The organism is Marinomonas sp. AWM4_232 (assembly GCF_056158325.1).
Window position 1 is genome coordinate 1 of the sequence record NZ_JBSWTA010000019.1, and the last position, 4293, is coordinate 4293.

The window sequence follows — 4293 nt, forward strand, 5'->3', positions numbered from 1 at the left end:
CAGCACCTAGACCAGCCATGCGCAACCGGAAGCTGACCAGTTGCGTACGCGCTGAATTACGCCGGGTAGTGAGTCAATATTCGTCCCGATTTGACGCCGCATTTATGAACCGTAGGCAGTCACGCTTCGATCTGAAACCATAGAACGATGTCTGCGAGCCAGACTTTGTTTTCGGTGGCGCGGAACTGAAAGGTGTTGTTGATCCCCGGGTTCAGAACAGTACCTGGGAAGGCCTCCCATAACCCGCGTGTGTCACCGCCTGACGTCCAGGGGCTTTCGATCAAGGTGTCGTTGATCTCGATCTGGAATGTCCCGCCAGACGGCGTGGCCCAGGCTTTATACGCGAGGATCGGTTTGGCACGGTTGGTTCCGATTATCAGGTTCGATGGGATCGGATCGCTGAATGTTTCGCTTTCGCCGGGTTCCAGGGAAAACGTACCGTCATTCACGACGATGTAGTCGCACAAAGATGCCATGATGGAGTTTCCTGTCGGATCGCGGTGCGCCCAGGTGCGCGATCAAGAAAATTTCTAAAGTAATCAGACTTAAAATAATGCGGCGTCGGGCGGCAGGGGCCGCGTTCGCCTAAGATAGCACATTATTGACTGGATTTCTGCGACAGGCCTTGGACAGGTCATTCCTGTCGCAGAACAAAAGGGCCGCACCCTTCTGGCGCGGCCCTTAGAATATTCCAAGATAACCAGATTAGGCTTTGGCTTCGTCTTCTTCAGCCGGAGCTTCTTCGGCGACCAGGTCGTCATCGTCAGAAGCGGCGGAACCGATATCGTCGAACAGCTCGGCGATTTCGAATTCTGCGGCTGCTTCTTCTTCAGCGGCCAGTTCCTGGATCGACTTGCCCGAAGCCTGCAGTTCGGCTTCTTCTTCCGAACGGGCAACGTTCATCTTGATTTCAACTTCGACCTCGGGGTGCAGTTTGACTGCCAGAGAGTGCAGACCCAGTTCCTTGATCGGAGCGATCAGGGCGATCTGTTTCTTGTCGACGGTGAAACCAGCTTCAGTAGCAGCGTCTGCGGCGTCACGCGGGGTGACCGAACCGTACAGAGCGCCGGCATCCGATGCCGAGCGGATCACGATGAACTGCTGACCGTCCAGCTTTTCAGCCAGTGCTTCAGCTTCTTTCTTGGTTTCCAGGTTGCGCGCCTCAAGCTGTGCTTTCTGGGCTTCGAACGACGCGATGTTGGCGTCCGATGCGCTCAGGGCTTTGCCTTGGGGCAGCAGGAAGTTGCGGGCGTAGCCGGGCTTGACGTCAACGACGTCGCCCATCTGACCCAGTTTCGCAACGCGTTCCAGCAGGATAACTTGCATATCAGTCTCTCCTTACTTCACAGCGTAGGGCAGCAGGGCGAGGAAGCGGGCGCGCTTGATAGCACGGGCCAGTTCACGCTGCTTTTTTGCCGAAACGGCGGTGATGCGCGAAGGAACGATCTTGCCGCGCTCAGCAGATGTAGCGCTGCAGCAGACGGGTGTCTTTGTAGTCGATCTTCGGCGCGTTGTCGCCCGAGAACGGGCAGACCTTGCGGCGGCGGAAAAATGGTTTTGCGGCCATGGTAAATGTCCTTTCGTCAGGCTTAGATCAGCGGCGCTCGCGGCGGCCTTCGCGCTCATCGCGCTTCTGCATCTGGACCGAGGGGCCCTCCTGGCATGCTCGTTCGACCTTGATGGTCAGAACGCGCATGACGTCGTCATGCAGGCGCATCAGGCGTTCCATTTCCTGAACGGCGCCAGCAGGGGCGTCGGTCTTCAGGAAGGCATAGTGGCCTTTGCGGTTCTTGTTGATCTTGTAGGCCATCGTCTTGACGCCCCAGTACTCGCTTTCAACGACGTTGCCGCCGTTGTCCGCCAGAACGGTGCCGAAATGTTCGACGAGGCTTTCTGCCTGCGCGTTGGACAGGTCCTGACGCGCGATCATTACATGCTCATACAGTGGCATGTGCACTCCTGTTTCTATCAAGGCGCATTTCAAAGGCAGGGCCATTCAACCCTCCGCGACCCGGCCACGAGAGGCTGCGCGATTTATAACTCTTGCGAAGGATGGCCTCATATACACCATTCGGCACGGGGGGCAAGCCCTGCGTATATGCCTCGGTGAAGTCGCGCTATTAACATCCAATTAACATTGCGCCGCCCAATTCCTGACGCTTTTCGGCTCAAAGTTGTTTTGCATACCGGGAACTAGCCGGAGACGACCGAACAAAGGCGGCAACCTTAAACAAGGTACAGTGATATGACGGCGACGAACACGAATACCTTCGACAAGTCTGCAAAGAATGCGACTTACGACCAATCGGTTCCAGTTCTTGTGGCATTCGCACCGAATTGGCAGGCCAGAACCATCCTGGCGCGCTTTGTCGGTGCGTTCCTGATCGTGATGGCGTTTTCGATGTGGCTGATGCCCGGTCCGGTCATGGCGACTGAAGTTTGGCCGATCAAACTGGCGGCGTCTTTGATGTTCTTGCTGATCGGTGTCAGCCTGCTGACCGTTCAGGTTCTGGATCAGCGCCCTGATGCGTATTTCGATCCGATCCGCCGCGAGGTTCGCGTGCTGCAGAAGAACGAAAACGGCCGCCCGCAGACGGTTCTGCGCCGCAGCTATGACACCTTGGGTGGTGCGCGGTTTACGGACGATCAGGTGGAGCTCTTTGATGTGGACGGTAGCTTGCTCATGAAGCTGCCGCTGCAATCGGCGGATGTTGGCCGAGCGCTCAAGGGCCAATTGAGTGGAAGTGTAACAATCTTCGCCTAAACTCTATTCTGTTCACCTGAGAACAGAAAGTGTGAGCGAATATGGCTTGTGTGCTGCCTCTGGGCGGCACATTTTCGTTACCGAGACATGCCGATTGGTTTGCATCCACAATAACTTTGGAGATTGTCATGAAATCCACCCTTCTTGCTGCTGCACTGGCCGTATCGGCGACCTCGGCATTTGCCAGCGCCGAGAAATACGTTCTGGACCCCAGCCACAGCCAGGTCATCTTTAGCTACAACCATCTTGGGTTTTCGACCACCTACGGCATGTTCTCGGGCTTTGAGGGCGAGATCATGTTCGATCAGGAAGATCCTGCAGCCTCCAGCGTGACCGTGTCGATGCCGGTTGTTGAAATGATCACCGGCTGGAAGCCGCGCGAAGATCACTTCATGACCGAGGACTTCTTCGGCGTCGGCCGAGGGCGACCTGATCACCTTTACCTCGACCGGTATCGAAGTCACCGGCGACAGGCACCGCGAACATCACCGGCGATCTGACCATGAACGGTGTGACCAAATCGGTCGTTCTGGACGCGAAGCTGAACCAGGTCGGTGATCACCCGATGGCGAACAAGCCATGGGCGGGTTTCGACGCGACCACCACGTTGGTGCGCAGCGACTTTCGACCTGGGTCAGTTTGCACCCTTCGTGGGCGACGAGGTCGAGGTTCGGATCTCGGTCGAGGCTCAGAAGGCCGACTAAGTCGGTACCTGATCCTGACTGAAACGAAACCGCCGGGGTCGAGAGGCCCCGGCGGTTTTCTATTTTGGTTGATCGCTTATTCCTGCGATTGGCTGGCCGTCAGCTCGACATGTGACCGCGACCCCAAAGGCCAGTGAGTCTTCGGTCGGTTGCGAGGTGCCAACGTCGAAGTCCAGGCGGTTCAGCTCGCAGCGCACCCGGCCATCGTTGGCTGTGTCCGTCCTGCATGATCCAGAGTCGAACGGCAGGACGACGTCCACCGACTTGTCCCGGATGGTCACAGGGCCGCGCGCCTCGTAGGCCAGTGTCGGTCTTGTAGCATGATCGGCTGTGAATTGGGCGGTCGGGAATTGGGCGCTGTCAAAGAAATCGGCGGCCATGCGCCTGGTGCTGTCACCGTGCCTATGGCTCAGCGATGCCGATCGCCATCGGTCACGTCGACAGTCCCGGCAAGGCCCTGGTTCTGCATGGGTCCGTCAAAGGCGATCGCTGCGGTCCAGTCCGGCGAATCCGGCCAGTCACCGGGCTGCCCAATTGAGCTGATGGTGATGGCCAACGTCGCCGTCCTGCACCTGCCAGTCGGACTGGACGGCATCCAGCTCGGCCGAGGCGTGATCGTCAGCCGGGTGTGCCGAATAGGCCCCGTCAAACCATCCGATCCCAAGCGCTGCAGCCCAGATTACAACAGCCGCAATGGCGGGAACTGGTGAGTGCCACTGTTGCGGCGGCTCTGGCAGATCAACCCGGCCAGGAAAGGTGCTGATCTCGACACTGCACGAGGAACTTAACCTTAGCAATACGTACTAGTTGAGCCCGGCAGAACAG

The 4293-nt window shown here is 57.7% G+C and carries 7 protein-coding genes and 1 pseudogene; 3 read left to right on the forward strand and 5 right to left on the reverse strand.

All coding sequences use genetic code 11. The annotated features are described in order from the left end of the window. Positions 1 to 119 precede the first annotated feature (119 nt). The 4 genes and pseudogenes from ACXAC1_RS20325 to rpsF form a co-directional block, all read right to left on the reverse strand. Complete coding sequence (locus ACXAC1_RS20325) at positions 120 to 476, reverse strand: hypothetical protein (protein WP_475064064.1); 357 nt, start codon at positions 474 to 476, stop codon at positions 120 to 122. Between the two features lie 229 nt (positions 477 to 705). Beyond that, positions 706 to 1326, reverse strand: coding sequence for a 50S ribosomal protein L9 (gene rplI / locus ACXAC1_RS20330; RefSeq protein WP_475064066.1), 621 nt, complete (start codon positions 1324 to 1326; stop codon positions 706 to 708). A gap of 12 nt (positions 1327 to 1338) precedes the next feature. Continuing rightward, positions 1339 to 1567: pseudogene (gene rpsR / locus ACXAC1_RS20335) on the reverse strand (30S ribosomal protein S18). Between the two features lie 27 nt (positions 1568 to 1594). Next, positions 1595 to 1996 (reverse strand): 30S ribosomal protein S6, encoded by a 402-nt coding sequence (gene rpsF / locus ACXAC1_RS20340; RefSeq protein ID WP_475064068.1) that lies wholly within the window; start codon positions 1994 to 1996, stop codon positions 1595 to 1597. 249 nt (positions 1997 to 2245) lie between these two features. On the opposite strand from rpsF, the gene ACXAC1_RS20345 reads away from it, so the two are divergent. From ACXAC1_RS20345 to ACXAC1_RS20355, 3 genes are all read left to right on the forward strand, one after another. Then, the gene (locus ACXAC1_RS20345; protein ID WP_475064070.1) at positions 2246 to 2764 is read left to right on the forward strand and encodes a hypothetical protein; all 519 of its coding nucleotides are present in this window, start codon (positions 2246 to 2248) and stop codon (positions 2762 to 2764) included. A 128-nt stretch (positions 2765 to 2892) separates the two neighbouring features. Next, positions 2893 to 3264, forward strand: a complete 372-nt coding sequence (locus ACXAC1_RS20350) for a YceI family protein (RefSeq protein ID WP_475064072.1) — start codon at positions 2893 to 2895, stop codon at positions 3262 to 3264. A gap of 2 nt (positions 3265 to 3266) precedes the next feature. Further along, positions 3267 to 3605 (forward strand): YceI family protein, encoded by a 339-nt coding sequence (locus tag ACXAC1_RS20355; RefSeq protein WP_475064074.1) that lies wholly within the window; start codon positions 3267 to 3269, stop codon positions 3603 to 3605. On the opposite strand, the gene ACXAC1_RS20360 is transcribed toward ACXAC1_RS20355, so the two are convergent. Further along, positions 3528 to 3881, reverse strand: a complete 354-nt coding sequence (locus ACXAC1_RS20360; RefSeq protein WP_475064075.1) for a YceI family protein — start codon at positions 3879 to 3881, stop codon at positions 3528 to 3530. The two genes, ACXAC1_RS20355 and ACXAC1_RS20360, sit on opposite strands and share 78 nt — an antisense overlap. Positions 3882 to 4293: the final 412 nt, after the last annotated feature.